The organism is Klebsiella sp. 2-CIP_Kleb., from assembly GCF_050378715.1.
Taxonomy (GTDB): domain Bacteria; phylum Pseudomonadota; class Gammaproteobacteria; order Enterobacterales; family Enterobacteriaceae; genus Klebsiella; species Klebsiella quasipneumoniae.
In genome coordinates, this window is the sequence record NZ_JBNRLG010000010.1 from 1 (window position 1) to 23988 (window position 23988).

The window sequence follows — 23988 nt, forward strand, 5'->3', positions numbered from 1 at the left end:
CAAAACCCACAACATCAAGGCCGGGCCGATCGACGTCGAGGTGTACGCCAACTACGGCTTTGACTCGAAGGCGGTGGACAGCGACGCGCGCCTCGAAGCCTGGCAGGGCGGGCTGGTGCTGAGCCACACCAACGACAGCGGGGTGAACAAGGTGATCCTGCGCTACTCCGACAACTCGGATAACAGCGTTTATAACAAAACCGACGACCTGACCACGGTCTACGCCAGCTTCGAGGGCAGCCATAAGTTCACCCAGCAGGCGCAGGTGGAATATCTGCTGGCCTTCCACGACTACGACAACGGCAGGGACAACACCGACAACCGTAAAAACTACGGCGCCATCGTGCGGCCGATGTATTTCTGGAACGACGTGCACTCCACCTGGCTGGAAGCGGGCTACCAGCGCGTGGACTACGACCAGGGCGGGGATAACCATGGCTGGAAGCTGACGCTGTCGCAGAACATCGCCATCGGCATGGGGCCGGAGTTCCGCCCGATGCTGCGCTTCTACGTGACCGGCGGCCAGGTGGACAATGAGCATACCGCGAAGGTGAACGGCACCCAGGACCAGCAGCTGGATTCGCTGAACGTCGGCGGGATGTTTGAGGCGTGGTTCTGATGCGATAGCGTTGTTGAAGGAGCGTTCCCGGCTGGCGCTACGCTTAGCCGGGCTACGACTGGTGCGCTCCATTTATGCCGGATGGCGGCATACATGCCTTATCCGGCCTACGTTCCTTCCTGCGGGCTCCCCCCGTAGGCCCGGCAAGCGCAGCGCCGCCGGGCAGGACACTTCAAGCTCCATACCTGCGGTTGTGCCGGATGGCGGCATAAATGCCTTATCCGGCCTACGTTTCTGAGGAGGCGTGCGGGATACCCTCCCCAGGCCCGCGCAAGCGCAGCGCCGCCGGGCAGGACACTTCAAGCTCCATACCTGTGGTTGTGCCGGATGGCCGCATCAATGCCTTATCCGGCCTACGTTCCGGAGGAGGCCTGCGGGATCCCCCCAGGCCCGGCAGGCGCAGCGCCGCCGGGCGGTCTGGCGCCAGCCCCGCATGACGACATCCACTCTTTATCTCTGACACAAACGACGGGCGATGCGCTCCAGCTTCATCATCAACAGCAGCGTGACGCCCACCAGCACGATGGTCAGCGCCGAGCCATCGGCTATATTACCGCGATCGGTCAGGCTGAAAATGGTCACCGGCAGCGTCGTCCAGCCCGGCGGATAGATCATCACCGTCGCCCCTAACTCTCCCATCGACAACGACAGGCTCAGCGCCAGCGCCGAGATCATCCACGGCGTCATCAGCGGCAGCGTCACATGGCGCAGGCGGTACCACGGTGAAGCGCCCAGGCTGGAGGCGACGTTTTCAATATCAGCGGAAATCCGCGCCAGGCCGGTCGTGACGTTGCTGAAGGTAAAGGCCGAGATCAGCACGAAATGCGCCGCCAGGACGATAAAGAAGGTGCCGTTCATCTGCAGCGGCCCCTGGCTGAAGGCCACCAGAATGCCCAGTCCCACTGAAACCGAGGGGATGGCGCTGGGCAGATAAAACATCAGCCCAAGATATTTCTGCAGCTTCGCGCCAGTCTGGCGCAGCGCCAGCGCCGCCCACATCCCGCACAGCAGCGCCAGCAGGCTGGCGCAGAAGCCCACCACCAGGCTGGAAAACAGCGAATCCCACGCCGCCCCGCGAAACGCGTTAACAAAGTGGGCAAAGGTAAAGCCGGTGGGCAGCAGGCCGTTCCATTGTTTACTCAGGCTGGAGAGTAAAATCACCGCCAGCGGCAGCAGGAAAACGCCGGCAAAAAGCGTCACCGCCAGCGCGCCCGCCGCCGCGCGGCCTTTACGCGACCAAATCAACATCGTTAACTCCTTACGCCAGTGCGCACCGCCGCCAGCCGATAGAGCATAAACAGCCCCAGCGACAGCAAAATATTGATCAGCGCAATCATGCAGGCCACGCTGTAATCCGACTCCAGAATCGCCTTGCTGTAGACCATCATCGGCAGGGTATTGACCCCTTTGGCGCCAATAAACAGCACGATACCGAACTCGTTAGTGGTCAATAACAGGCACAGGCTGCCCCCCGCCATCAGCGCCGGCAGCGCCGCCGGGAAGATAACCTGGGTAATCACCCGTAACGGATGAGCGCCGAGAATACTCGCCGCTTCCAGCTGGCTCTTATCTATCTGCCGCAGTCCCGCCATCAGCGGGCGCATCACCAGCGGCGTAAACACGGTAATCTCCGCCAGAATCACGCCGTTAATCGAATAGAGGAAGTCTACCGGCGGCAGTTCAAAAGCAAACAGCGCCATCAGGGTGCCGTTGAGCAGCCCCGCCGAGCCGTAAATAAAGGTGAACGCGAGAGTGATAAGAAAGGTCGGCAGCGCAATAAAAGTATCAATGACCCGGCCCACCAGTTGGCTGCCGGGGAACGGAATAAACACCAGAATCAGCGCCAGGACGCTGCCGAGCACCAGGCAGCCAAGGGTGGCGAACACCGCAATCTGTAAGGTATTGAGCAGCGCGCCAATAAAGCGCTTAGAGTCGATCACCTGCCAGAAGGTCTCGAGGCTCAGGTTGCCGCTGGCGTCGCGTAACGCCTGTTCGGCGATCAGCAGCAGCGGATAGAAAAACAGCGTCGCCAGCACCAGCAGCGGCAACGCCAGCCACAGGTAAGGGCGCAGGTTTCGCGCCGGACGCGCAAGCGTGAGGGTTTGCGCCATCATTGCACCTCGATCAGAACCGCATCGCCAGGTTCGAAGTAGAGCGCCAGCTTGTCCCCCGCGCGCGGCAGTGGGTTGACCTGAGTCATGACGATCCGCACCGCTTCGCCCGCGACGTCGCACAGCAGATGCGTCAGATCGCCCTGCCAGTGCACCGACATCAGGATGGCGTTGAGGCGATTACTGGTTGCCGATCGCGGCGCCAGGCTCATGTGCTGCGGGCGAATGCATAACAGCTTATTGTTGCCATGCAGGCCGCCCCGGCTGAAGGCGTTAATCAGGCCGCCGCCGCAGCTTACGCTAACCAGCCCCGGCTCGGGGCTGTCTTTCAGCGCCGTCGCCTGCAGGATATTGGCGCGGCCGAGGAATTCGGCGCTAAAGCGGTTCGGCGGATAGTGGTACAGCTCGTGCGTTTCACCGTGGGCGATCAGCGACCCGTCTTTCATAATGCCGATTTTGTCCGCCAGGGTCAGCGCTTCGGTCTGATCGTGGGTAACGTAGAGGATGGTCAGCTCCGGCAGTTCGCGGTGCAGACGGGCAATCTCTTCCACCATGTTATGGCGAATTTGCGCGTCCAGCGCCGACAGTGGTTCATCAAGCAGTAACACCCGAGGACGCACGGCAATCGCGCGGGCTATCGCCACGCGCTGCTGCTGGCCGCCGGAAAGCTGATGCGGATAGCGGGTGGCGTAGTCCGCCATACCGACGATTTTTAAGGCTTCGGTCACCCGCCCGGCGATAAGCCCCCTGGGCTGCTTTTGCGCCCGCAGGCCGAAGGCGACGTTGTCTTCCACCTTCATATGAGGAAACAGCGCGTAGTTCTGCACCACCATCGCCAGCCCGCGCTGGTAAGGCGGCAGGTGGGTGACGTCCGTGTCGCCGATCAGGATCCGCCCGCCAGCCGGTTGCACAAAACCGGCAATCGCCCGCAGCACGGTGGTTTTCCCGGAACCGGAAGGGCCAATCAGCGCCAGCACTTCACCGGGCTCAATGGTCAATGACAGCGGTTTTAAGACCACGTTGCCGTGGTAGGAAACGCGCAGCGAGTCCAGGGTGATCCCGGAGGTCCCCGCCAGCGACGGGGAAGAGATGACGGTGGTTTTCATTAACATCAGGCTTACTCGCTATCGGTCACTTTATGCCAGCGGGCGATATCCGCCGAGAGAGAAACCGCGACGTCGTCCCAGTTGGGTTCCCAGCGCTTCACGCCGTCGAGCGCCGCCTGCGCTGCCTTAAAGTTAGCGTCATCCGGCGCCACGTCGTTGCGCACCGGTAAGCCCCAGGAGCGCGCGCTGACGCTGGATTGCGCCGGTTTATCCAGCAGGAAATTAATCAGCTTCTTGCCGTTTTCGCTGTTCGGTCCGTTCTGCACCAGCCCGATGGTGTAGGGCAGCGCCAGCGCGCTGCGCTCGCCTTTGTCGTCCGCCGGCCAGAAGATTTTGACGTTCGGGTTACGCGCCATCTGCGACAGGTTCATCTGCAGATCGCCGTTGGCGACGTACAGCTCGCCTTTGTTGACCAGCGCCGTCAGCTTGCCGGTGGAGGCCGATGGGCCGACGTTATTGGCCTGCAGCTTGCCCAGATACTCGAAGCCGGCATCTTTGCCGCCAAGGCTGTGGAAGGCCTGCAGCATCACCGCGGTGCCGTCCCCCGCCTGGCCCGGCGTGGAGTACTGCAGCTTATTCTTAAAGCGGCTATCCAGCAGATCCTGCCAGCTGGCCGGCGCGGTTTTCAGCAACTGGCCGTTATAGATGAAGGTCAGATAGTTGTTCACCAGCGGCGAATAGCGGTCATTGGCGCCGGGGATCTGCGCGCTGCCCTGTGGGGTAAAGGTGGCCAGCAGCTGCTCTTTCGCGGCGCGCTGGATAAACGGCGGCACCGTGACCAGCACATCGGCCTGCGGATTGGTGCGCTCCTTCGCCAGACGCTCGACGATCGCGCCAGAGCCGCCTTCCACATACTGCACTTTGATGCCCGTCGCTTTGGTGAAGGCGTCGAACTGGCTCTGATACCAGCTGTTATCGCCGTCATGCAGGCCGTCGGCGGAGTAAACCGTGACGACGCCGTCCGCCCAAACCGGGGAGCTGGTCAGCGCGAACAGGGACAGCAGAGCAAGTCGGGAGAGTTTCATCGTGTTAGCCTCATCGCAGTTAGTTGTTCTGGTGTAGACCAGATTTGCGTTCACGCTACCGAGGGTTTATGACAAAACGATGAAAGAAGTGTGTCGAAAGAGTTAAAGCGAAGGGGATACGTCGCCCCCGGTTAACGCTGACGCCACCGGGGATACGGGAAGGGTTAATACAATAAAATCAATGGGTATCGACTTCGATCCGCAGGCTGTCATGCCGCCAGTATTCGATATCGTAATCAAGAATACGCCCGTGCTGATCATAATTCAGCCTGCGCAGCAGCAGCGCCGGGCGCCCCTCCATCACCCCCAACGCCTCTGCGGCCTGCGGCGGCATGGAGGTGGGATAAAACGACAGATGCATACTGGTATAGATCAGGTCGTAGTGACTCTGATAAATCTCGGTCAGACTGCCATTGAGATCGTGGCGCAGCAGCTCCGGCACCCGGGCCGGCAGGCAGTGGTTTTCGCAATAGCACACCGGACGCCCGTCGGCATAGCGCAGGCGGGTCAGCAGGTAGACCTGATCGAAGGGCTGCAGCGCCAGCGGCGCCATCACATCCAGCGGCACGGCGGTTAAGCGGCCATCAAGCAGCATCGTTTTCGGCTCACGTCCCTGTTCGAGACACAGCTTGTGGAAGTTGGTGTTCTGCGTCGGATCCAGCCACAGACGCTCCGGCGTCACAAACCAGCCGCGGCGGTCGGCGCGGTAGATCACGCCGCTGGCCTCCAGCTGCGCCAGACTCTCGCGCACGGTGATACGGGTTGTGTTGAACAGTGCGCACAGCTCGCGCTCGGAAGGCAATTTATCGCCGCTTTTGAGGGCGCCGTTTTGAATACGCGCCTGCAGCTGCGCCTTAATCATCAGGTATTGCGGCATCTCGCCAGAGGGTGATTTCATGTTTACTCGCTGCCACGTTTGGTGCGCTCATTATACATAGCCAGATGAATTTTTTGTTGCAGCACCACATTTCCTTTGACCCTGCCCCGGCTTTGTCTCCATGATAAATATAAATCTGGTATAGACCAAATGGTGAGACAAATGACTTCACGGAATTACCTGCTGCTGACTCCCGGCCCGCTAACCACCTCCCGCACGGTGAAAGAGGCGATGTTGTTCGATAGCTGCACCTGGGATGATGATTACAATCTCGGCGTGGTACAGACCATTCGCCAGCAGCTGGTGCAGCTGGCCACCCCGGCCGACGGTTATACGGCGGTGCTGTTGCAGGGCAGCGGCAGTTACGCGGTCGAAGCGGTGCTCGGCAGCGTCATCGGCGAACAGGGCAAAGTGCTGATCGTCAGCAATGGCGCCTATGGCGCGCGTATGATTGAGATGGCGCAGCTGATGGGCATCGCCTTTCATCCTTACGATTGCGGCGAAGTCGCCCGTCCGGACGCGGCGGCGATCGCGCGGATCCTGCAGGATGACCCGATGATCACCCATATCGCGATGGTGCATAGCGAAACCACCACCGGCATGCTCAACCCGATCGAAGAGGTAGCCGCGCTGGCGAAGGAGTATGGCAAACGCTATATCGTCGATGCGATGAGCAGCTTCGGCGGCATTCCGCTGGATATCGCCGCGCTGAATATTGACTATCTGATAAGCTCCGCCAACAAATGCATTCAGGGCGTGCCGGGCTTCGCTTTCGTCATCGCCCGCGAATCGGAGCTGGCCACCTGCAAAGGCCGCTCGCGCTCGCTGTCGCTGGATCTTTACGCCCAGTGGCGCTGTATGGAGGATAACCACGGCAAGTGGCGCTTCACCTCACCGACCCATACCGTGCTGGCCTTCGCTCAGGCGCTGAAAGAACTGGCCCAGGAGGGTGGCGTCAGCGCCCGCCATCAGCGCTACAGCCACAATCAGCGCCGACTGGTCGCCGGAATGCGCGCGCTCGGCTTCCGGACGCTGCTTGATGACAGCCTGCACTCGCCGATCATTACCGCCTTTTATTCACCGGACGCGCCGCAGTATCGCTTTCACACCTTCTACCAGAAGCTGAAAGATCAGGGCTTCGTTATCTATCCGGGCAAAGTGTCGCAAAGCGATTGCTTCCGCATCGGCAACATCGGCGAAGTCTACGACGCCGACATCACCGCCCTGCTGGCGGCCATCGACAACGCCATGTACTGGAAACAATAAGGAACCGCCATGAACCGTATCACCGCACTCATCCTCGACTGGGCCGGCACCACCGTGGACTTCGGCTCCTTCGCGCCGACGCAAATTTTCGTCGAGGCCTTCCGCCAGGCCTTCGATATTGAGCTCACCCTTGAAGAGGCCCGCGTGCCGATGGGGCTTGGCAAATGGCAGCACATTGAGGCGCTGGGCAAACTGCCGTCGGTCGATAGCCGCTGGCAGGCGAAATTTGGTCGGCCAATGACGGCTGCTGATATTGATGCGATCTACGCCGCGTTTATGCCGCTGCAAATCGCTAAGGTTGTCGATTTTTCCGCTCCGATCGCCGGCGTGGTCGACACCCTCGCCGCGCTGCGCGCCGACGGACTGAAGATCGGCTCCTGCTCGGGCTATCCGCGTCCGGTGATGGAAAAGCTGGTTCCAGCCGCCGCCGCGCAGGGCTATGCCCCGGACCACTGGGTCGCCACCGATGACCTTGCCGCCGGCGGGCGTCCCGGGCCGTGGATGGCGCTGCAGAACGTAATTGCCCTTGGCATAGACGATGTGGCCCACTGCGTGAAGGTCGATGACGCCGCGCCGGGCATCAGCGAAGGGTTACATGCCGGGATGTGGAGCGTCGGCCTGGCGGTGTCCGGTAACGAATTCGGCGCTACCTGGGAGGCGTACCAGGCGATGTCGAAAGAGGAAATCGCCACCCGTCGCGAGCGGGCGGCAGGCAAGCTGTATGCCGCCGGGGCGCATTATGTGGTTGATACCCTGGCGGACCTGCCGGAAGTGATTGCCGACATCAACGCCCGGCTGGCAAAAGGCGAACGGCCTTAAGCGGGTGAATTCACCTTCACTTTGGCCGCCACCAACAGGCCGGTAAACAGCATTAATACCCCTGACAACACCAGCGGCGACAGCAGCCCTAAGTGGTCAAGCGCAATGCCGCCGACCGCGGCGCCGCAGGTGTTGGCCAGCTGGATCACCGCCACCTGAATCGACCCGGCTTTTTCCGCCTGATCGGAGAGTGAACGGGTGATCCACGTTGACCACCCCACCGGGATCAAGGCGAACGCGAAGCCCCAGATAATTGCCACCGTCGAGGCGACGATTTTGCTTTCTCCCCACAGCACCAGCGCCGCCGCGCAGGCGGTCAACACCAGCGGCGCAATCGCCAGCGCCGCTTTCACCGAGCGTTTGAGCAGCACCGAGGAGAGCGACGTGCCGATGAAGCTGGCGATACCAAAGCTCAGCAGCACCAGCGTCAGGCCATCGACATCAAACCCGGCGAGGGTCATGTAGACCGGGCGAATATAGGTAAAAAAGGCGAACTGTCCGGCAAAGGCCATGAAAATGGCGCACATGCCGGCCATCACCCCCGGCCGCTTCAGCAGGCCAAACATATTTTGCTGCTGAGCCGCCGATTCACCAGGCAGCGACGGCAGCGCTTTCAGCACCCAGAGCGTACACAGTACACCCATCACCGCCGCGCCGTTAAACACGTTGCGCCAGCCGATAAGCCCGCCAAGGAAACTGCCCAACGGGGCGGCGATCACCAGCGCGATGGATACCGCGCCGAAGATAATCGACAACGCTTTCGGCACCACGCGCATCGGCACCAGCCGCATGGTCAGCGAGGCTGACATCGCCCAGAAACCGCCGAGCGCCAGCCCCAGACAGGCGCGTCCCAGCAGCAGCAGGGTGAAGCTATCGGCAAAGGACACCAACAGGCAGGAAAGGGTCAGCAGCAGCGAAAAGAGGATCACCACGTAGCGGCGATCGGTTTTGCCAATGACGGAAGTGATAAACAGGCTGGAAAACATCGCGACGAATGCCGTCGTCGTCACCGACTGCCCGGCCATCCCTTCGGAGATACCTAAATCCAGCGCCATCGGCGTCAGCAGACTGACCGGTAGAAATTCGACGGTAATCAGGCAGGCGACGCAGAAAGCAACCGCGAAGACCGCCGACCAGTTTGGTCGCGCGAGTTCGCGTGCATGGGGTTTGGCTTCATTTGAATGACTCATGAGTGACCTGCGAAGAAAGTGGCGGAAAGCTGCGCAGTGTAACATTTTGTTTGTGACGCATTTAACGTTTTCGCAACTCTTCTCGCTTTTCATAAGAGGATGCGTAGCTGCTCGCATGTTTAAAAAAACGATGCTTGCTATCGCTTTAACAAATCTCAGAAGAATTTAATGTAGCACTATGTGCTATACTTTTAACGACAGGATGTCAGCAATGCGTATCTTCAAAACCAAATGGTTCGCCAGAGAGGCTAGCTCTCATGGCATTTCCGACGACGAGCTCTATCAGGCAATTCAATCTGCGCTTCAGGGCAAGGTGGTTGATTTAGGAGGAGGGGTTTATAAAAAGCGACTCAACAAGAATCGCGATCGCGCAATCATCCTTACCAAAAGCGCAGGGTATTGGTTTTATACCTTTCTATATGCCAAACAGGATATGGCCAATATCAACCATCGCGAGTTAATGGGTTTTCGTGAGTTAGCAAAACACTATGCCAATCTCTCTGAAGAGAAAACGACGGTCTTAGTTAAAAGTAAAGAACTGGTGGAGATTTGCGATGACAGCAAAAAATAAATACAAAAGCCCGGCTTTCGAAGCGATCCATAGCGCTGCGTCGGGGCTATTCAGCGTTGGCGCAATCCCACAGGAAACAATGCGCCATTTTGACGAATCATGTCTCGGTAGCGTAGCCGCACTTCAACCCATTGAAATTAAAGCGCTACGTGAACAACTCAATGTTAGCCAACCCGTGTTCGCTCGTTATCTGAATACCAGCGTGTCTACCGTGCAAAAATGGGAGACTGGCGCTAAGCGACCAAGCGGAATGTCATTAAAATTGCTTAGCGTCGTACAAAAACACGGCCTGAAAATCCTACTGTAGTTATCCTGCCGGATGGCGCTTACGCTTATCCGGCCTACAAGTGACGAGTGCGGAAACCGTAGGCCGGATAAGGCGCAGCCGCCATCCGGCACAAAAAGCGATGAACCCCAGGCCGAATAACAATGAGATCAGTGCAGCCAGTGCACGCCGTCTTCCGGGAGAAACAGGTCGTTATAGCGCTGCTGAAGGTTATGCAAATCGCTCATATCCGGATCCAGCTCGCGCAGAAACCCTTGCGCCAGGCGGATCTGCGCCTCGGTGATCGGCGCCGCTAAACGCGCTTTTTGCATCAGGCGATACCAGTAATGCAGGTTTTTTTCGCTAGCGTCGACAATTGCAACCTGCCAGATCAGCAGCACCTGGGCAGCGTTCTGCAGATGCGCTTCATTCGGCCGTTCAAGGTAACGCAAATACTCATTGCCGGCGGTTTTACCCAGCTGATCGATCATCGATTCCAGCGGGACGGGCGTGATGCCCAGGCGTTCGCTCAGGCGGCGGATCGCGCGGCGTGAATCAGAGGTAAGCACCCGAAATCCCACAACAAATACCACTACCAGGGTGGCCAGTCCTATCCAGATCATGCATCCTCTCATCCAATCGCAGCCTGACTATCATAATGGGAATTTGCCTGCTGTCGACTGTCGGACCTGGCATATTACGCAAGAAATAAAAAAGCCCGGCGCAATGGCCGGGCAAGGTTACCAAATACCTGGTGAATCAGGCAGTCTGCAAAATACGGTTCTTTTTCTCGCGGCGAATTTTACGCTCTTCGAAGATAGCCACGATGGCCATCAGGCAGATACAGCCGATGGCGGCGGCGTCCAGCGCCGCAAAGGTGCCGGCCCAGCCGGTGAGGCCAAAGACCGGGGTGCCGTCGGCGATCATCCCGAGGCCCAGCTTGGCGAAGCTATCGCCGATCAGATAGGCGAAAGTGCCCTTGATCCCATCGGCGGCGCCGATCGCTTTTTTCGGTACGAAGCCAACGGCGGCGACGCCAATCAGCAGCTGCGGGCCAAACACCAGGAAGCCCAGCGCAAACAGCGAAGCCAGATAGACGTACTGATTGCTGGCATGTTGATAAACGCCAAGAGTGGCGATAATCAGCGCCAGCGCGATGCAGGCAACCAGCGCGCGGCGGCCGTTGGCCAGGTCCGACAGCCAGCCCCACAGCAGCGTGCCAACCAGGGCGCCGACTTCAAACAGGGTAAAGCCCTGAATCGCCACCTCTTTCGACAGTTTCAGCTCCTGGAAGGCATACACGGTGGACCATTGATCGATACCGATACGCACCACGTAGAGGAAGATGTTGGAGAAGCACAGCAGCCAGATCACTTTGTTTTTCAGCACGTACTCAACAAAGATCTGCCACTTGGTCATCGCGTTTTCTTCGGTCTCTTTATCCTCTTCGCTGATCGCTTCGCCAAACAGCTCCTCCGCCGTGCCGAGGCCGTAGGATTCCGGCGAGTCGCTACCGTAGCGCAGGCCAATAAAGCCGACGATCAGCGCAATAATCGACGGGAAGATAAACATGCCGATCACGTGGCCGTCGAACAGATAGTTGGCGCCAAACAGCGCCACGCCCGCCGCGCCGGCGCCGCCGAGGTTGTGAGAGATATTCCAGAAGCCGAGGAAGGTGCCGCGTTTGCGTCGTGGCGTCCATTTGGTGATGGTGGAATAGCTGCACGAGCCGCCGGTGCTCTGGAAGAAGCCGCTTAGCGCATAGAAGGCGATCATCAGGAACAGGCTGGTGGAACCCGCACCCATACTGGCGCTAAAGCCCAGCATGCAGATGGCGGAGAGGATCAGCATAAACGGCAGGAACTGCTTGGTGTTTTTGCCATCGGCATAGTAGGAAACCAGGGTTTTCCCTACGCCGTAGGTAATGGAGAAGCCCAGGCCAATCATCCCCAGCTGGGTCATGCTCAACCCGTAGGTGGAGATCATGTCGTTCTGCGCAATATTAAAGTTCTTGCGGATCAGGTACATGGTCAGGTAGCCAATGAAGACCACCAGATAGGACTGCATGAAAGGTTTGAACCACATTTTGCGCCGCACGTCGAGCGGCAGATCCAGGGTCGGCTTACGAACCTGATTCAGAAAGGCCAGCATGGGTATCTCCTGAGCTGATTTTTTATGCCTGCGTCATAGCCAGGCATTGTAAAAATCAGCGCGCCGTCTGGCCTGAGACGGCGTCCAGGTGAAACCGGGAAAATTTCTTAGTTTTGCCCCATTCGCGGCGAAAGAGTGAGATGCATCACGCTTCACTGGCGGCGCGCGGCGCCTGCGCGTTTAAGAACGGCAGCAGCAGCAGCGCGGAAATGCCGGCGGCAATCGCGATCGCCACGAAGAATCCGGTCCAGTGCCAGATATCCATTACCTGCGCCAGCGGCCAGCCGGAAAGCGACGCGCCAAGATATGCGAACAGGCCGACAAACCCGGTAGCCGCCCCGGCGGCCTCTTTATGCGAACACTCCGCCGCCGCCATGCCGATCAGCATCTGCGGGCCGAAGACAAAGAAACCGGTGGTGAAGAAGCAGGCCGCCTGCATCACGTAGCTGGCGAACGGCATCAGCCACAGGCCGCCAACCGACAGCAAAATGCCGGCGGCGAAGATCAGGTTCATCGGTCCGCGATTGCCGTTAAACAGCTTATCCGAGCCCCACCCCGCCACCAGCGCGCCGATAAATCCGCCCAGCTCGAACATGGTCACCGCCGAGTTAGCGGTCACCAGATCGACGCCAAGCGTCTCCGACATATACAGATTGCCCCAGTCGTTAATCGCCGCCCGCACCACGTACACCAGCACATAGCACAGCGACAGCAGCCAGATATAGGGGTTTGCCAGCACGTATCGGGTGAGGATCTCTTTGCGCGTCAGCCCGGCGCCCTCCTGCTGCTGGGCAATCTCCAGCGCATCGTGACGCCAGTCGCCCACGGCGGGTAGCCCCACCGCCTGCGGACGATCGCGCAGCCGCCAGCACAGATATAATCCGGCGAGGATCGCCAGGCCGCCGGCGATGGTCATCCCCGCGCGCCAGCCGTAATGTAGCGCCGCCGCTCCCACCACCATCGGGATCAGCGCGCCGCCCACGTTATGCGCCGTATTCCACAGCGCCCACCAGCCGCCGCGTTCGGTGCGTGAATACCAGGCCGTCAGCAGCCGGGCGCAGACCGGCGAGCCCCACCCCTGAAAGAAGGCGTTCAGTGCCCACAGCAGGGCGAAGGCCCACAGTGAGGAAGAAAAACCGAACAGAATATTCACCACCCCGGTGGCGATAAGCCCCAACCCCATAAAATAGCGGGCATCGGAGCGGTCGCTGACGATACCGGAGAAAAATTTCGACAGTCCGTAGGTGATGTAAAACAGCGTGGCCAGCAGACCGATATCGCTGCGGGTCAGCACGTTGCTGGCGAGAATGTCAGGCACCGCGGCGTTAAAGCTTTTGCGGGTGAAATAGAACAGCGCGTAGCCCAGCCAGATGGTCAACAGGATATGGCGGCGCCAGTAGCGATAACGCGCATCAAGCTCGCGTTTATCGCTAATCGGCGCAGCGTCAGGCGGGGCTTTTAAAAAGGCGAACATCAGCGATCCTCTCAGGCGTAACGCAGCGGTAGATTGACGCACACCCGGGTACCGTGGGTGCAGGAGATCGTCAGCGTGCCCCCCAGGGCGGTCACGCGCTCACGCATGCCGGTCAGACCGAATCCCTGCGCGCTGGATCCCGGCGGCAGGCCGCAGCCGTCATCCTCCAGCACCAGCATCAGACGCTCCTCCTGCTGCCAGCCCTGCAGGGTCACGGCGCTGGCGCTGGCGTGCTTGACGATATTGTTCAGTCCCTCCTGGCAGACGCGGAACAGGGTCACGCGCTGGTTTTCGCTCAGCCCCGCCTCGTTAATCCGCCAGTCGAGATGGCTGACAATGCCGCGGTCCTCCAGCTCCATCTCGCGCATCAGAGAACGTACCGCCTGCTCCAGCGGCAGGTCGTCAAGCTGGCGCGGACGCAGGCGGCCCAGCAGGCGACGCACCGAGTCGTAAACCCCCAGCGAGAGGTGTTCAATCAGCTGGCCGCTCTGGCGAACGCTGGCGTTGTCCGGCGCCAGCCGCTGGACGATCCCCGCCTGGGTGCGTATTGCGGTGATGGTCTGGCCGATATCATCATGGAGCTCGCGCGCGACGTCGCGGCGCACGCTCTCTTCGGTCTCCAGCAGGCGATCCGCCAGACGACGATTACGCGCCAGCTCGTTCTGTAGCGACTGGTTAAGCTCGCGCAATCGCTGGATCCCCGCCCCCAGCAGCAGTCCGGTGAGGCTCTGCGCCAGCAGCGAAAGCAGGAGATCGACGGGGTGATCGTGCCAGGTCTGGCTGGCAATCAGGGCGATAGCGTTCATCAATGTGGCGATCAGCGCGCCCTGCCAGCCGTAGTGCCAGGCGAGGGCGATAATCGGCAGCGCAAGGCAAAACGGGGTAAAGCGGGAGAGCTCAGCGGGCAGCCCAAGCTGCAGCCACAGGCTAATAGTGAATAACAACAGATACCAGATCAGATGCCGCCCGCGCCAGTTTACCGGCTGCGCCACCAGCGACGGCCCCAGGGGCCGCCAGACGGTGCTGGTGAGGTAGTGCCAGAACACCAGACAGGTCGGCGCCAGAGTCAGGCCGCCGGTGAGCGTCAACAGCAGGGCGTTAAGACCCTCGTCCCCCTCCGCCAGCCAGGGCAGCGATTGCAGCAGCGCGGCGGCCATTAACGCCCCGCCCTGACGCAGAAGCGTCAGCCAGTCGCGCTGCTGGCGATACCGCGAGATCAGCGCCACCGGCAGGAGGGTCAGCAGGCTTCCGGTCATCAATATTATCGGGTGCGCCAGCGCCACTTCCTGCGCCAGCCAGAAGATCAGCAGCCACTCGGTTCCCAGCAGCACCGGCCAGTAGCCGCGCGGGCACTGCAGCATCAGCCCCAAACGCAGGCCGAAGGGGAACAGCAGCACCGCCAGATCGGCGCGCTCCACCAGATGCAGGCTGATGCTCCACAGACAAAACCAGGCGGCGGCGAAAATAAAGGCGCAGCCGATCACCGACAGCAGGCGCGGGAGTATGGTCTTCATTGCCAGCTGTCAAACATACGGCGCGCCAGCTCGACGTCATTGTTGACGCCCAGCTTTTCCAGCAGGTTAGCGCGGTGAACGTGGACGGTTTTCGGCGACAGTCCGAGCTCAGCGGCGATCTCTTTCACCGCCATGCCCTCCGCCAGCTTTTCCGCCACCTGGCGTTCGCGTCTGGTGAGCGGATCCTGGCGCCCGGCGGCCAGCTTCATGGCGATATCCGGTGTGAGATAGCAGCCGCCCGCCGCCACCGTGCGCACCGCGGCGATAAGTTCGTCCGGGCTGCAGCGTTTCGACAGAAAGCCCCGCGCGCCGGCGTTAAGCGCCTGCTCGACCAGCGCCGGGCTGTCGTGCACCGACAGCATGATGGTCGCCATCCCCTTCGGCAGCTGGCTGAGCAGCGCCAGCCCGGAAATATCCGGCATTGAGATATCGCAGATACAGACCTGAACGCCGCGCCCCGGCAACCCCGCCAGCGCCTCGCGGCCGCTGCCAAATTCGGCGACAACCTGAAAATCAGTTTCCAGCCCCAGCAGCTGAGCAAAGCCGGAGCGGACAATCAAATGATCGTCAATAAGGGCGATGGTGGTCATGATAGGGTCCTGGTGCCTGAGGCGACAAAGCGCTGTGTCCGTAGGCCGGATAAGCGCAGCGCCATCCGGCAAAGGCGCTTACCTTAACCATAAGCACCTTACCGTTCAAGCCTTGCGCGATTTACTCGAAGAACACCGCAATTTTGTTAAACATGGTGGGATCGGACTGGTTACGCGCCACTTTGGTGACATCTTCCAGCTTTTCAATCTGGCTAATCATCTGCCCGAGACGCTGATCGTCGTTCACCAGCAGCCAGATGCGGCTGTGTTCGCTGCCCTGAATCGGTAGACAAAGAATACCTTCGACGTTAAAGGCGCGGCGGGCAAAAAGCCCGCAGACGTGGGTCATGACGCCGGGGTGGTTGCGGACGGTGAGTTCCAGAATGACGTTATCACAGTGTTTTTGCATGGCTTATTCCCCCACCATTTCAGTATTGGCCGCACCCGGCGGTACCATCGGATACACTTTCTGCTGCGCGTCGATGCGCACGTGGATCAGCGCCGGCCCCGGACGAGCGATGATCGCCTGCAGCGCCGCCTGCGGATCGGCTTCGTTATTTAAATCACAGGTTTGCAGGCCAAAACCGGCGGCAATCTGCATAAAGTTAATCATCCCCGGATAAGTGGCGGCAAAAACGCCCTGCTGATAAAACAGGCTCTGCTGCTGATGCACCAGCCCCAGCGCTTCGTTGTTCAGCAGAATAATTTTTACATCCAGCTGATTTTCAGCGGCGGTAGCCATCTCCTGAATATTCATCATCAGGCTGCCGTCGCCGGAGAAGCAGATAACCTTGCGCTGCGGATTCGCCAGCGCCGCGCCGATCGCCGCCGGCAGGCCGAAGCCCATGGTGCCGAGGCCGCCGGAGGTCAGCCACTGGCGCGGACGGTTGAGCGGGTAGGCCTGCGCCGTCCACATCTGGTGCTGGCCAACGTCGGTAGTGATGATCGCTTCATCATCCACGCAGGCGGCCACGGCGTTAATCAGGCCGTAATGGGAGAGCGGGTCGCTTTCCTGCGGGATGGCGCAAGGGAATTCGCGCTGCAAGTCGGCCACCAGCTGGCGCCATTCCTCGCGCGGCTGCGCCTCAATCTGCGGGTTCAGCTGGGCTAAGACTTCCGCCACATCGCCCTGAATCGCCACGTGCGGTTGCTTGATTTTGCCCAGCTCGGCGCGGTCGATATCGACGTGGATAATCTTCGCGTTCGGGCAGAACTGCTCGGTCTTGCCAATCGCCCGGTCATCAAAACGCGCGCCTAAAACAATCAGTAAATCCGCTTCCTGCAGAATGAAGTTGGTGCTGCGCGCGCCGTGCATCCCCAGCATCCCCAGCGACAGCGGGTGCGCCTTCGGCAGCATGCCCAGCGCCATCAGGGTCATGGTGGTCGGCAGATTGGCTTTTTCCGCCAGCTCACGGATCTCCTGCGGCGCGTTAATCACCCCGCCGCCCAGATAGAGCACCGGACGCTTCGCCGCATTGATCATCGCCGCCGCTTCGCGCACGCTTTCGTGGGCGAATGCCGGCGGAGCGGCGCGCTCGCCCGGTTCCGGCAACGTTTCCAGCTCAATGGTCGCCGACTGTACGTCCTTAGGAATGTCTATCCACACCGGCCCGGGACGCCCGGACTGAGCAATACGGAAGGCGTCGCTGATCACCTGCGGCAGCTCAGCGATGTCGCGCACCAGATAGTTATGTTTGGTGATGGGGATAGAGATGCCGTAGGTGTCCACTTCCTGGAAGGCGTCGGTGCCAATCATCGATGCCGGCACCTGGCCGGTGATGCAGACCAGTGGAATCGAATCCAGGCGGGCATCGGCGATCGCCGTCACCAGGTTCGTCGCCCCCGGGCCGCTGCAGGCCATACAGACCGCTGGTTTGCCTTCGGTACGCGCCATCCCCTGGGCGATAAAGCCCGCGCCCTGCTCGTGGCGCGCCAGGATGTGGCGGATCTGCGTGCTCTGGCTTAAGGCATCGTAAATAGGCAGGATGGAGCCGCCCGGAATGCCGCTAACCATAGTGATACCCTGGCGTTCCAGTAAATGAACAACCAGCTGCGCGCCGGTAAAGCGCATTGTGTTTGATGTGGTGCCCGAACTTGCCATGCTCCAGTCCTTTTCTTCTGGGCCGACTTTACCGGGGGGCTCGCCAACAAAAAACCCCGCTCGGTTTGCGCCGGCGGGGTTTGGAATTCGTGTTGTTCCGGACCCTACGGCGCATTGCCGACGACGACCACCACAGACACGACGACCACCGCGGCTGGCGCGGTTTTTAGTAGGGTCGAAGCGATCAGGGTTGCGTTCATTAGGGACCTGTTGTGTCGAAAAATAAGCTGAATTTATACAAACACAGGTTTTACGTTTTCACAATGGATTTATTTTCATCCACGAAAATTTGCGCGAAAGATCACAGTTCGGCGCAAAAGGGCAGAAAACAAAAAACCCCGCCGGAGCGAGGTTTTTATCAGTATGGTTACAGGTGGTAGCCGCAAGCACACTGTATTACGTCAACGCCAAAAGTATACGCGATCGCTGCAGTTCGCGCAATTTAAGGTCGCTTTTTCTCTGTCATAGAGTATGGGCGAGAGCGGCGGATTTGTCCAAAAAATACTGTTCATCCATACAGTATTTATCTATACTGGGTGTGTTCATGGTGTGCCATTCGGGGGCCGCAAGTTTGACCGGCGCAACGAAGTCCTGGCTGAAACGGGTGGTGCCGTCAGTGCCTTAACCCCGAGAGAGCACACTGTGTTACGTCAACAACGTGCAGTCACTGGTCCGCGCGGCAACGCGTGGTTCAGCGCTGCGCACCCCTGTCGTTGCTGGCGGCGGGCCGGGAAGCCGTCCACGGAAGGAGCAATCATTGGCCAGGGCGACGCCGCCGGCGACAGGCAGGGATAAGCTGGCAACAGGCAGCGGAAAGGTACGTCAGCTTATTGTGCTCCTTAACCACAGGAGACGCGCGTATGGGCGGAATGGATATTATTATTTTAATCCTGAAACTCATGGTTGCTGTGTTGCAACTACTTGATGCAGTCCTGAAACAGTTCCGCTGATTCAGGTTCAAGTCGCACCTGAGGGGGGCGGGAAACCGCCCCCCTGCAGGCGCCCGCCGGGCGTCCCGGGATGACTTGATGGAGGAAGCTATGCCACCCCTGTTAATTGCCGCCACGACGCCGGATGCCCCGGGGTTCGCGGCGCTGCGCACCGAAAGCCTTGAACAGCATTTCAATATGCTGCGCCGCCTGGCGGAAAACTGGCAGAGCGGCAAAAACCGCTTTACCGCGCCGGGCGAAACGCTGCTGGGCGCCTTTGTGAACCACCAGCTGGTTGGGGTATGCGGCATCAATAGCGATCCCTTCAGCCCGCAGCCGCGGGCCGGGCGTATTCGCCATCTCTACATCAGCGAGCGCTACCGCCGCCGGGGGATCGGCCAGCAGCTGCTGGTCTCGGTTATCACCCACTCCAGCGCCTGGTTTGATTTTCTGAACACCCACGCCCCGGCGCAGGCCTGGCCCTTTTATGAAAGACTTGGCTTTCGCCCGGTGTACGATGAACCGCGGGTGACGCATCGCCTGTTTTGTTCGCTGTAGCCCCCGCTGGCTGGCAGCGCGGGCGCGTGTTACAGTCCGGTGACCTTCACTGTTGAACCTGTCTGCGATGACCATCACCGTATTCTGCATTTTGCTGTTCGCCGCCCTGCTGCACGCCAGCTGGAACGCTATTGTCAAAGCCAGCGGCGATAAAATGTACGCGGCGATCGGCGTCAGCGGCTCGGCCGCGCTGATCGCGTTGGTGATGCTGCCCTTTTCCCCGCAGCCCTCGCTGGCCAGCGCCCCCTATCTGCTGGCGTCGTGCGCGTTACAGGTGGTGTATACGGTGCTGGTGGCGAAGACCTATCAGGTGTCGGATATGAGCCAGACCTATCCGCTGATGCGGGGAACTGCCCCATTGCTGGTGGCGGCGATAAGTGTGCTGTTTCTCGGCGATCGCTTGTCGCCGCTGGCCTGGCTGGGCATCGGCGTCATCTGCCTGGCTATTCTGGCGATGGCCTTTAACGGCCGCGCCAGCTCGCGCAAAGGCATCGTGCTGGCGCTGATCAACGCCTGCTTCATCGCCGGCTATACGCTGGTGGACGGCACCGGCGTCCGGCTGGCGGGCTCGGCGCTGGGCTACACCCTGTGGACCTTTTTTATGAACGGCTTCTGCCTGCTAAGCTGGGCAATGATGACCCGCCGCGCTGAAGCCAGCCGCTATCTGCGCCTGCACTGGCGAAAAGGTATCCTCGGCGGTATCGGCACCATGGGCTCCTACGGCCTGGCGCTGTGGGCGATGACCCAGGCGCCGCTGGCGGTGGTCGCCGCGCTGCGTGAAACCTCCATTTTGTTCGGCGCGCTGATCGCTTTTATCGTCCTGAAAGAGCAACTGATGCCGCTGCGCATCTTCGCCGCCTGCGGGATTGCCGCCGGGGCGATCCTCCTGCGCCTCGCTTAGCCTGCAATGGCAACATTAGTTGCCGTTCCTGTTTACATAACCTGCCTGGAATTCCCTCAACAATCGGCACTTTGCAGTTGTTCTGTCATTTTTATATGGTAGATTCCTCCATCGATTACGGGATGTGCCAGTCACATATTCTTCATTTCTCTTTACTCACAAAGTATTCATCGACATGAAACGGCATAAAAACTTCAATTTGTTGTTGATGCTGGTACTGCTGGTGGCCGTTGGCCAGATGGCGCAGACCATATATATTCCGGCCATCGCCGACATGGCGGTCGCGCTGAACGTTCGCGAAGGGGCGGTTCAAAGCGTGATGGCGGCCTACCTGCTGACCTACGGTATTTCACAGCTGTTTTACGGCCCGCTCTCCGACCGCATCGGTCGCCGCCCGGTGATCCTCGTCGGGATGTCGATTTTTATGCTGGCGACGCTGGTCGCCATGACCACCCATAGCCTGCCGGTGCTGATCGCCTCCAGCGCCATGCAAGGGATGGGCACCGGCGTCGGCGGCGTGATGGCGCGCACCCTGCCCCGCGATCTGTACGAAGGCGCCCAGCTGCGTCATGCCAATAGCCTGTTAAATATGGGTATTCTGGTCAGCCCGCTGATTGCCCCGTTGCTCGGCGGCATCCTCGACACCCTGTGGAGCTGGCGCGCCTGTTACGCTTTCCTGCTGGTGCTGTGCGCCGGGGTGACCTTCAGCATGGCGAAATGGATGCCGGAAACGCGCCCGGAGGGCGCGCCGCGCTCCAAACTTCTGGCCAGCTACAAAACGCTGTTCGGCACTGGCGCGTTTAACTGCTATCTGCTGATGCTGATCGGCGGCCTGGCGGGGATTGCGGTATTCGAAGCCTGTTCCGGCGTACTGATGGGCGCGGTGCTCGGCCTGAGCAGCATGGCGGTGAGTATTCTGTTTATTCTGCCGATCCCGGCGGCCTTCTTCGGCGCCTGGTTTGCCGGCCGCCCCAACAAGCGTTTCCCGACCCTGATGTGGCAATCGGTTATCTGCTGCCTGCTGGCGGGTCTGATGATGTGGATCCCGGGGCTGCTGGGCGTCATGACCGTCTGGACCCTGCTGGTGCCAGCGGCGCTGTTCTTCTTCGGCGCCGGCATGCTGTTCCCGCTGGCCACCAGCGGCGCGATGGAGCCATTCCCGTTCCTCGCCGGTACCGCCGGGGCGCTGGTTGGCGGCTTGCAGAATATCGGCTCCGGCGTACTGGCCTGGCTGTCGGCGATGATGCCGCAAAACGGTCAGGGCAGTCTCGGTCTGCTGATGATGCTGATGGGTCTGTTGATTCTGCTGTGCTGGCTGCCGCTGGCCTCGCGCTTTACCCACCATCAGCAGCCGGTATAAGCACCGCTTGGCGCTCCCCGGATAGCGGCTGACGCCTTATCCGGGCTACCTCCCGGTGGCTGCTTTTGTCTTATGTCAGACTATGCAGCCACTCGATAAAGGCGTCGATTTTCGGCCACTGGCGACCCGGCAGGGTGGTTACATAGTAGTGCTGGTGGCATTTCAGCGTCATATCGCCAAACGGGGCGATCAACTCCCCACTCTCCAGCCGCTTCTGCACCAGCCGCTTACGCCCCATCGCCACCCCGACATGATTCATCGCCGCAATCGTCGCTAAATCGGAACGATCGAAGCCAATCCCCGACGATGGCGGCAGTTCCACCGCAAACTGCTGCGCCCAGCTATACCACTCGTCGGTGCCGGAATCGTTACTCCATGCCTGGCGGTCGTGGAGCAACGTACAGTGGCACAGATTGCCCGGATTCGACATTAACTGCCGCTGTTGCGCGTAATTCGGCGTACATACCGGCACGATCGCCTCATCCATCAGAAAATGGTGACTCAGCTGCGACGACGGCGCATCATCAAAATAGATCGCCAGATCGATGCCCGTCCGCTGCAGGTTAACGTTTTCATTGCCGGTCAGCACGGTGAGGGAGATGGCCGGGTAACGGCGGGTAAAGTCACCCAGGGCCGGCACCAGCCAGCACTGGGCGATAGAGGGCCGCGAGTAGACCGTCAGACTGCCGGAGAGCTCCTGGTTTTTGATATCGAGGATCTCCTGATTGAGACCATCCAGCGACGACTTCAGCGCCCAGTAGACCCGCTTACCTTCACGCGTCAGCTCAACTTTGCGATGCGAGCGGACAAAGAGCAGGATCCCCAGCTCCTCTTCAAGTTGATTAATCCGGTGGCTGACGGCGCCAGGCGTGAGCGCCAGCTCGTCGGCGGCCAGGGCAAACGACTCGTGCCGCGCCGCCACCTCAAAGGTCGACAGCCTGGAGAGCTGCCAGCCGTTCAGCAACCGGGTACCTAAGGTTTTTAGCACATCCATCACGCGCTCCTGGCAAATACAGTGGCTGTTGATGATAAAAAAATCACGCCGGTTTTGCCGCAAAAGGGTGAGTTAATTTGACCCATAGCATATTTAATGGTCTGTTTTTGAGCTAAATCACCCATTTGATTCAATTCTCCTCACCCTAAAGCCCATTTTTATCGTTTGTCAGCCCATGACGATTCTCGCTTCAATAAGGCCAGATTATTCACAGGCGAGGTGGAATATGGGTTCGCAAGTCTGGGTTGTGAGCACGCTGCTGATCAGCATCGTGTTAATCGTCTTAACGATCGTCAAACTGAAGTTTCATCCATTTCTGGCGCTGCTGCTGGCGAGCTTTTTCGTCGGCGCGATGATGGGGATGGGCCCGCTGGAGATGGTCAACGCTATTGAGAGCGGCATCGGCGGTACGCTGGGCTTCCTTGCGGCGGTGATCGGTCTCGGCACCATTCTCGGCAAGATGATGGAGGTCTCCGGCGCGGCGGAGCGCATCGGCCTGACGCTGCAGCGCTGCCGCTGGCTGTCGGCGGACGTGATTATGGTGCTGGTCGGCCTGATCTGCGGCATCACGCTGTTTGTCGAAGTCGGCGTGGTCCTGCTGATCCCCCTGGCCTTCTCCATCGCCAAAAAAACCAATACCTCGCTACTGAAGCTGGCTATTCCGCTGTGTACCGCGCTGATGGCGGTGCACTGCGTGGTCCCCCCGCATCCGGCGGCCCTGTTTGTCGCTAACAAACTGGGCGCCGATATCGGCACAGTGATTGTTTATGGCCTGCTGGTCGGTCTGATCGCCTCGCTGGTTGGCGGTCCGCTGTTTCTCAGAGCGTTAGGCAACCGCCTGCCGTACAAACCGGTTCCGGCCGAATTTGCCAACCTTGAGGTCCGCGAGGCGTCGACGCTGCCGTCACTCGGCGCCACGCTGTTTACCGTACTGCTGCCGATTGGCCTGATGCTGGTGAAAACCGTCGCCGAACTGAACATGGAGAAAGGCGGCACGCTGTATACGGTGCTGGAATTTATCGGCAACCCCATCACCGCGATGTTTATCGCCGTCTTTGTCGCCTATTACATGCTCGGCATTCGTCGGCAGATGGGGATGGGCGTCCTGCTGACCCATACGGAAAACGGCTTTGGGTCTATCGCCAACATCCTGCTGATTATCGGCGCAGGCGGCGCATTCAACGCGATTTTAAAATCCAGCGGCCTGGCCGATAGCCTGGCGGTGATTCTGTCGAACCTCGACATGCATCCGATTTTGCTGGCCTGGCTGGTGGCGCTTATCCTGCACGCCGCCGTCGGCTCCGCCACCGTGGCAATGATGGGCGCTACCGCCATCGTCGCGCCGATGCTGCCGCTCTATCCCGGCGTCAGCCCGGAGATCATCGCTATTGCCATCGGTTCCGGCGCCATTGGCTGCACGATCGTCACCGATTCCCTGTTCTGGCTGGTAAAACAGTACTGCGGCGCCAGCCTCAGTGAAACGTTCAAGTACTACACGACGGCGACTTTTATCGCGTCGCTACTTGCACTGGCCGCCACCTTCCTGCTTTCTTTTATTATCTGAGCG

General features: G+C 59.9%; 26 protein-coding genes. 11 read left to right on the top strand and 15 right to left on the bottom strand.

Translation table 11 applies throughout. The features are described 5' to 3' along the window. Positions 1-619 (top strand): carbohydrate porin (locus tag ACQUTP_RS23340; RefSeq protein WP_369286206.1); only part of this gene is annotated, 619 nt, incomplete at its 5' end. Between the two features lie 450 nt (positions 620-1069). Here ACQUTP_RS23340 and phnV read toward each other — a convergent pair. From phnV to phnR, 5 genes are all read right to left on the bottom strand, one after another. Next, positions 1070-1867, bottom strand: a complete 798-nt coding sequence (gene phnV / locus ACQUTP_RS23345) for a 2-aminoethylphosphonate ABC transport system, membrane component PhnV (protein WP_064178482.1) — start codon at positions 1865-1867, stop codon at positions 1070-1072. Between the two features lie 2 nt (positions 1868-1869). Beyond that, the gene (gene phnU / locus ACQUTP_RS23350) at positions 1870-2730 is read right to left on the bottom strand and encodes a 2-aminoethylphosphonate ABC transporter permease subunit (protein WP_004202231.1); all 861 of its coding nucleotides are present in this window, start codon (positions 2728-2730) and stop codon (positions 1870-1872) included. Further along, positions 2730-3842 (bottom strand): 2-aminoethylphosphonate ABC transport system ATP-binding subunit PhnT, encoded by a 1113-nt coding sequence (phnT, locus tag ACQUTP_RS23355; RefSeq protein ID WP_285756255.1) that lies wholly within the window; start codon positions 3840-3842, stop codon positions 2730-2732. Before phnT ends, phnU begins: the two co-directional genes overlap by 1 nt. 5 nt (positions 3843-3847) lie before the next feature. Further along, positions 3848-4861, bottom strand: coding sequence for a 2-aminoethylphosphonate ABC transporter substrate-binding protein (gene phnS / locus ACQUTP_RS23360; RefSeq protein ID WP_004202233.1), 1014 nt, complete (start codon positions 4859-4861; stop codon positions 3848-3850). 178 nt (positions 4862-5039) lie between these two features. After that, complete coding sequence (gene phnR / locus ACQUTP_RS23365; protein WP_109938684.1) at positions 5040-5759, bottom strand: phosphonate utilization transcriptional regulator PhnR; 720 nt, start codon at positions 5757-5759, stop codon at positions 5040-5042. Between the two features lie 141 nt (positions 5760-5900). Here phnR and phnW point away from each other — a divergent pair, with 141 nt between their 5' ends. After that, complete coding sequence (phnW, locus tag ACQUTP_RS23370; RefSeq protein WP_004202236.1) at positions 5901-7004, top strand: 2-aminoethylphosphonate--pyruvate transaminase; 1104 nt, start codon at positions 5901-5903, stop codon at positions 7002-7004. 9 nt (positions 7005-7013) lie between these two features. Then, entirely contained in the window at positions 7014-7823 is an 810-nt protein-coding gene (phnX, locus tag ACQUTP_RS23375) for a phosphonoacetaldehyde hydrolase (protein WP_004202238.1), read from the top strand. On the opposite strand, the gene nepI is transcribed toward phnX, so the two are convergent. Continuing rightward, complete coding sequence (gene nepI / locus ACQUTP_RS23380; RefSeq protein ID WP_087849573.1) at positions 7820-9013, bottom strand: purine ribonucleoside efflux pump NepI; 1194 nt, start codon at positions 9011-9013, stop codon at positions 7820-7822. The two genes, phnX and nepI, sit on opposite strands and share 4 nt — an antisense overlap. Positions 9014-9224: 211 nt before the next feature. On the opposite strand from nepI, the gene ACQUTP_RS23385 reads away from it, so the two are divergent. Next, positions 9225-9584 (top strand): type II toxin-antitoxin system RelE/ParE family toxin, encoded by a 360-nt coding sequence (locus ACQUTP_RS23385; RefSeq protein ID WP_004173863.1) that lies wholly within the window; start codon positions 9225-9227, stop codon positions 9582-9584. After that, the gene (locus ACQUTP_RS23390; protein WP_004173862.1) at positions 9568-9891 is read left to right on the top strand and encodes a helix-turn-helix domain-containing protein; all 324 of its coding nucleotides are present in this window, start codon (positions 9568-9570) and stop codon (positions 9889-9891) included. Before ACQUTP_RS23385 ends, ACQUTP_RS23390 begins: the two co-directional genes overlap by 17 nt. A 128-nt stretch (positions 9892-10019) precedes the next feature. On the opposite strand, the gene ACQUTP_RS23395 is transcribed toward ACQUTP_RS23390, so the two are convergent. The 8 genes from ACQUTP_RS23395 to ivbL form a co-directional block, all read right to left on the bottom strand. Then, positions 10020-10472: a DUF1198 domain-containing protein gene (locus ACQUTP_RS23395; RefSeq protein WP_004181583.1), complete on the bottom strand. Its 453-nt coding sequence runs from the start codon at positions 10470-10472 to the stop codon at positions 10020-10022. A gap of 136 nt (positions 10473-10608) precedes the next feature. Beyond that, complete coding sequence (uhpT, locus tag ACQUTP_RS23400) at positions 10609-12000, bottom strand: hexose-6-phosphate:phosphate antiporter (RefSeq protein ID WP_004202242.1); 1392 nt, start codon at positions 11998-12000, stop codon at positions 10609-10611. A gap of 145 nt (positions 12001-12145) precedes the next feature. Further along, the gene (locus ACQUTP_RS23405; RefSeq protein WP_017899678.1) at positions 12146-13474 is read right to left on the bottom strand and encodes an MFS transporter; all 1329 of its coding nucleotides are present in this window, start codon (positions 13472-13474) and stop codon (positions 12146-12148) included. 11 nt (positions 13475-13485) lie between these two features. Further along, positions 13486-14967: a signal transduction histidine-protein kinase/phosphatase UhpB gene (uhpB, locus tag ACQUTP_RS23410; RefSeq protein ID WP_025999189.1), complete on the bottom strand. Its 1482-nt coding sequence runs from the start codon at positions 14965-14967 to the stop codon at positions 13486-13488. Positions 14968-14984: 17 nt separating this feature from the next. Beyond that, positions 14985-15578 (bottom strand): transcriptional regulator UhpA, encoded by a 594-nt coding sequence (gene uhpA, locus ACQUTP_RS23415; RefSeq protein ID WP_043522852.1) that lies wholly within the window; start codon positions 15576-15578, stop codon positions 14985-14987. Positions 15579-15699: 121 nt separating this feature from the next. Continuing rightward, complete coding sequence (ilvN, locus tag ACQUTP_RS23420; protein WP_017899675.1) at positions 15700-15987, bottom strand: acetolactate synthase small subunit; 288 nt, start codon at positions 15985-15987, stop codon at positions 15700-15702. A 3-nt stretch (positions 15988-15990) separates the two neighbouring features. Next, on the bottom strand, positions 15991-17679 hold the full coding sequence (ilvB, locus tag ACQUTP_RS23425) for an acetolactate synthase large subunit (RefSeq protein WP_032425823.1): 1689 nt from the start codon (positions 17677-17679) through the stop codon (positions 15991-15993). A 104-nt stretch (positions 17680-17783) separates the two neighbouring features. Further along, positions 17784-17879: an ilvB operon leader peptide IvbL gene (gene ivbL / locus ACQUTP_RS23430; RefSeq protein ID WP_002923286.1), complete on the bottom strand. Its 96-nt coding sequence runs from the start codon at positions 17877-17879 to the stop codon at positions 17784-17786. Positions 17880-17891: 12 nt separating this feature from the next. Between ivbL and ACQUTP_RS23435 the strand changes: the two genes are divergently transcribed. From ACQUTP_RS23435 to emrD, 5 genes are all read left to right on the top strand, one after another. Beyond that, a complete protein-coding gene (locus ACQUTP_RS23435; protein WP_072096580.1) occupies positions 17892-18059 on the top strand; it encodes a hypothetical protein in 168 nt (55 codons plus the stop codon). A 450-nt stretch (positions 18060-18509) separates the two neighbouring features. Beyond that, positions 18510-18629: a type I toxin-antitoxin system toxin TisB gene (gene tisB, locus ACQUTP_RS23440; protein ID WP_004145059.1), complete on the top strand. Its 120-nt coding sequence runs from the start codon at positions 18510-18512 to the stop codon at positions 18627-18629. Between the two features lie 90 nt (positions 18630-18719). Continuing rightward, positions 18720-19166, top strand: coding sequence for a GNAT family N-acetyltransferase (locus tag ACQUTP_RS23445; protein ID WP_004202251.1), 447 nt, complete (start codon positions 18720-18722; stop codon positions 19164-19166). 67 nt (positions 19167-19233) lie between these two features. Next, complete coding sequence (locus ACQUTP_RS23450) at positions 19234-20067, top strand: DMT family transporter (RefSeq protein WP_049092136.1); 834 nt, start codon at positions 19234-19236, stop codon at positions 20065-20067. Positions 20068-20242: 175 nt separating this feature from the next. After that, positions 20243-21427, top strand: coding sequence for a multidrug efflux MFS transporter EmrD (gene emrD / locus ACQUTP_RS23455; protein WP_428902459.1), 1185 nt, complete (start codon positions 20243-20245; stop codon positions 21425-21427). A 70-nt stretch (positions 21428-21497) separates the two neighbouring features. Here emrD and dsdC read toward each other — a convergent pair whose 3' ends face one another. Continuing rightward, positions 21498-22421 (bottom strand): DNA-binding transcriptional regulator DsdC, encoded by a 924-nt coding sequence (gene dsdC, locus ACQUTP_RS23460; RefSeq protein WP_017899673.1) that lies wholly within the window; start codon positions 22419-22421, stop codon positions 21498-21500. A 226-nt stretch (positions 22422-22647) separates the two neighbouring features. On the opposite strand from dsdC, the gene dsdX reads away from it, so the two are divergent. Beyond that, the gene (gene dsdX, locus ACQUTP_RS23465) at positions 22648-23985 is read left to right on the top strand and encodes a D-serine transporter DsdX (RefSeq protein WP_004202257.1); all 1338 of its coding nucleotides are present in this window, start codon (positions 22648-22650) and stop codon (positions 23983-23985) included. Positions 23986-23988 lie beyond the last annotated feature (3 nt).

Excerpts from the sequence above, each read along its gene's own strand:
- phnV (WP_064178482.1), bottom strand. The coding sequence starts at position 1,867 with ATGTTGATTTGGTCGCGTAAAGGCCGCGCGGCGGCGGGCGCGCTGGCG.
- phnU (WP_004202231.1), bottom strand. The coding sequence starts at position 2,730 with ATGGCGCAAACCCTCACGCTTGCGCGTCCGGCGCGAAACCTGCGCCCT.
- phnT (WP_285756255.1), bottom strand. The coding sequence starts at position 3,842 with ATGTTAATGAAAACCACCGTCATCTCTTCCCCGTCGCTGGCGGGGACC.
- phnS (WP_004202233.1), bottom strand. The coding sequence starts at position 4,861 with ATGAAACTCTCCCGACTTGCTCTGCTGTCCCTGTTCGCGCTGACCAGC.
- phnR (WP_109938684.1), bottom strand. The coding sequence starts at position 5,759 with ATGAAATCACCCTCTGGCGAGATGCCGCAATACCTGATGATTAAGGCG.
- phnW (WP_004202236.1), top strand. The coding sequence starts at position 5,901 with ATGACTTCACGGAATTACCTGCTGCTGACTCCCGGCCCGCTAACCACC.
- phnX (WP_004202238.1), top strand. The coding sequence starts at position 7,014 with ATGAACCGTATCACCGCACTCATCCTCGACTGGGCCGGCACCACCGTG.
- nepI (WP_087849573.1), bottom strand. The coding sequence starts at position 9,013 with ATGAGTCATTCAAATGAAGCCAAACCCCATGCACGCGAACTCGCGCGA.
- ACQUTP_RS23385 (WP_004173863.1), top strand. The coding sequence starts at position 9,225 with ATGCGTATCTTCAAAACCAAATGGTTCGCCAGAGAGGCTAGCTCTCAT.
- ACQUTP_RS23390 (WP_004173862.1), top strand. The coding sequence starts at position 9,568 with ATGACAGCAAAAAATAAATACAAAAGCCCGGCTTTCGAAGCGATCCAT.
- ACQUTP_RS23395 (WP_004181583.1), bottom strand. The coding sequence starts at position 10,472 with ATGATCTGGATAGGACTGGCCACCCTGGTAGTGGTATTTGTTGTGGGA.
- uhpT (WP_004202242.1), bottom strand. The coding sequence starts at position 12,000 with ATGCTGGCCTTTCTGAATCAGGTTCGTAAGCCGACCCTGGATCTGCCG.
- ACQUTP_RS23405 (WP_017899678.1), bottom strand. The coding sequence starts at position 13,474 with ATGTTCGCCTTTTTAAAAGCCCCGCCTGACGCTGCGCCGATTAGCGAT.
- uhpA (WP_043522852.1), bottom strand. The coding sequence starts at position 15,578 with ATGACCACCATCGCCCTTATTGACGATCATTTGATTGTCCGCTCCGGC.
- ilvN (WP_017899675.1), bottom strand. The coding sequence starts at position 15,987 with ATGCAAAAACACTGTGATAACGTCATTCTGGAACTCACCGTCCGCAAC.
- ilvB (WP_032425823.1), bottom strand. The coding sequence starts at position 17,679 with ATGGCAAGTTCGGGCACCACATCAAACACAATGCGCTTTACCGGCGCG.
- ivbL (WP_002923286.1), bottom strand. The coding sequence starts at position 17,879 with ATGAACGCAACCCTGATCGCTTCGACCCTACTAAAAACCGCGCCAGCC.
- ACQUTP_RS23445 (WP_004202251.1), top strand. The coding sequence starts at position 18,720 with ATGCCACCCCTGTTAATTGCCGCCACGACGCCGGATGCCCCGGGGTTC.
- ACQUTP_RS23450 (WP_049092136.1), top strand. The coding sequence starts at position 19,234 with ATGACCATCACCGTATTCTGCATTTTGCTGTTCGCCGCCCTGCTGCAC.
- emrD (WP_428902459.1), top strand. The coding sequence starts at position 20,243 with ATGAAACGGCATAAAAACTTCAATTTGTTGTTGATGCTGGTACTGCTG.
- dsdC (WP_017899673.1), bottom strand. The coding sequence starts at position 22,421 with ATGGATGTGCTAAAAACCTTAGGTACCCGGTTGCTGAACGGCTGGCAG.
- dsdX (WP_004202257.1), top strand. The coding sequence starts at position 22,648 with ATGGGTTCGCAAGTCTGGGTTGTGAGCACGCTGCTGATCAGCATCGTG.